The organism is Phyllobacterium sp. GQ127 (assembly GCF_059758635.1).
Window position 1 is genome coordinate 1 of sequence record NZ_JCAXDZ010000020.1, and the last position, 2,756, is coordinate 2,756.

General features: G+C 54.4%; 2 protein-coding genes. Both read left to right on the forward strand.

All coding sequences use genetic code 11. From position 1 onward, the window contains the following. Nucleotides 1–55 precede the first annotated feature (55 nt). Nucleotides 56–1,042 carry a LacI family DNA-binding transcriptional regulator gene (locus AC6CHM_RS25050; protein WP_498176048.1) on the forward strand — a complete coding sequence of 329 codons (987 nt, stop codon included), beginning with the start codon at nucleotides 56–58 and terminating at the stop codon, nucleotides 1,040–1,042. Between the two features lie 65 nt (nucleotides 1,043–1,107). Beyond that, nucleotides 1,108–2,652 carry a sugar ABC transporter ATP-binding protein gene (locus AC6CHM_RS25055; RefSeq protein ID WP_498176050.1) on the forward strand — a complete coding sequence of 515 codons (1,545 nt, stop codon included), beginning with the start codon at nucleotides 1,108–1,110 and terminating at the stop codon, nucleotides 2,650–2,652. Nucleotides 2,653–2,756: the final 104 nt, after the last annotated feature.

The following is a 2,756-nucleotide window of genomic DNA, read 5'->3' on the forward strand; positions in this document are numbered from 1 at the left end:
GAGGCGGCGGAATGCGTGCATGGTGCGCAAATTTAGCCGCCTAGATTGAGCATAGATGTCCAAGCCCCCGACCATACGAGATGTCGCACGCCTATCTGGGGTTTCGACGGCAACCGTATCGAGATACTTCTCTGGAAAGGCCAGCTCGGTCTCTCCTCACAAGATCGAAAGCGTTCGTCGCGCTGCGAAAACGTTGGGGTATACGCCCTCCGAAATAGGCCGCTCGCTTCGCCTGTCTCAAAGTCGCGTCGTTATGATGTTGGTCCCCGATGCAACCAATCACTTTACCGCCGATATTGCAGTATCGGTAGAAAGTGCCCTCAAAGAGATCGGGTTGTCGATGGTTCTCGCCAATACCGCCGAGAACCCAACCCAGCAGGACAGACTGCTTGCCGATGCATTGGGGCTGAGGGCGCGCGCAATTATCCTGCAGGGCGCGATTGATACGCCGAAATTGCGAGAATTGGCTGCCCGTCCAAATAATCTGATATTCGTAAACCGCCGGCCGGCGCAAGGAATTCTAGCGCCCTATGTCGGGATCGACAATTTCGAAGCCGGCTTGGCAGTAGGTCGGCATTTCGTGGAACGAGGCTATACCAACTGCGTGGCCTTTCACGGCCCCAAACATTACTCGGGCAGCACGGCCCGACTGGATGGATTCCTGGCAGGGTTGGGAAACGGGGTCGAGGTTCTCCAGTTTGAAAGCGCATACACGATGCAGGCCGGCTATGACTGTGCGTTGCGTCTTTTCGAAGCTGATCCCAAGAAATACTCGATCTTCTGCGCCAACGACATGATCGCTTATGGCGTCTATCGGGCGGCTTGCGAGAGGCACATGCGAATAGCTGATGATTTGGTGATCTGCGGCTTTGACGACAATCGTCTGAATGAATGGTTGGCGCCCTGGCTTACGACGGTCAAGGTGCCCGCGTTGGACTTTGGTCCGGCAATTGCTGAGCTAATAGGAACGCAGCTTCCTGGCGAAACACAACCCAGGAACATCATTTTGCCGTTTACGCTGCAGCTTCGACAATCAGCGTAATCGTCTACAGCCGTCCTTAGTAGAAAAGGGCGATCCGGAAACACTCATAAAGAAGGACGGCCAAGATGCAGAAAATTTCACCATCAACGGTTAAGGCAGTTCGGGAAAGCGGCGCCGTACCAAAGGCTGACTACCTGTTGGAAGTCAAAAACGTCCGCAAGGAGTTTGCTGGAAACGTTGCGTTGGATGATGTCTGTTTCCGTCTGAGGCACGGCACGGTCCATGCGCTGATGGGCGAAAACGGTGCGGGGAAGTCCACACTGATGAAAATTATTGCCGGCATTTACACGCCTGATGCGGGCGAGTTCTTCCTCAACGGCCTTTCTATTCGTCTCAACAGCCCGCTGGACGCCCTCGATAACGGCATCGCCATGATTCATCAGGAGCTCAATTTGATGAATCATATGACTGTTGCAGAAAATATATGGATTCGGCGCGAACCCAAAAACCGCTTTGGCCTCGTCGACCATAAGGAATTGCATAATCGCACATACAGGCTTTTTGAGGAGTTGGGCATCGACCTGGATCCCGATGAAAGAGTTGGCCTGCTCTCGGTGGCCAGTCGCCAGATGGTCGAGATTGCCAAGGCGGTTTCCTATGAGTCGGATGTTCTGATCATGGATGAACCGACCTCGGCGCTCACTGAACGCGAAGTTGAGCATCTCTTCCGAATTATCAGGACCTTACGGGAGAGGGGAAAAGGCATCATCTACATCACCCACAAGATGAACGAACTATTCGAGATCTCGGACGAAGTATCGATATTTCGGGATGGCAAGCATATCGCGACAAAGCCGGCAAATGAACTGACCCGTGAAGAGGTCATCCGCATGATGGTGGGGCGTGAGATCTCCCAGATGTTTCCCAAGGTTGACGCAAAGATCGGCGCTGTTGTGCTGGGCGTGCGCAATCTTTGTCTCGATGGTGTTTTCGAGAACGTGTCTTTTGACCTTCACTCCGGTGAAATCCTCGGAATTGCCGGGCTTGTCGGCGCAGGCCGCTCCAATATCGCGGAAACTCTTTTTGGCGTGACACCAGCCACGTCTGGCACGATCGAGATCAGAGGCAAGGCGGTTAAGGTGAATACGCCCGCAATTGCTATGGAAAATGGAATGGCATTTCTAACCGAAGATCGGAAGGAATCCGGCTGCTTCCTGCTCCTGGACATACAACAGAATATGCAGATGGCGGCCCTACGCGGCGGATATGTGCGTCGTGGCTTTGTCGAGCAAAAGCGTCTGTCCGAAGACTGCGAGGCGATGAAGGCCTCCCTGAGGGTCAAGACACCGGGAATGGATGAGAAGATCCTCAATCTCTCGGGTGGCAATCAACAAAAGGTGCTGATCGGCCGCTGGCTGCTGACAAAGCCTAGCGTGCTCATTCTCGATGAACCCACCCGCGGTATCGACGTCGGCGCTAAGGCTGAGATCCACCGCATGATTTCCACGCTCGCCGCTCAAGGAGTCGCCGTGATCATGATCTCGTCGGAACTCCCGGAAATCCTCGGGATGAGCGACCGTGTCATGACGATCCGGCAGGGACGGGTGTCCGGTATCCTCGATCGGAAAGAGGCAGACCAAGTCAAGATCATGGAGCTTGCAGCACAATGACGACAACACCTGGAGCCACTGTTGTGGCGGAGAAGCGGGTTGCGAAGCGCAAGTTTCGCAGCGAGATGTCTATGGCCCTGGTGCTTGTCGGCATTGCCCTTGTA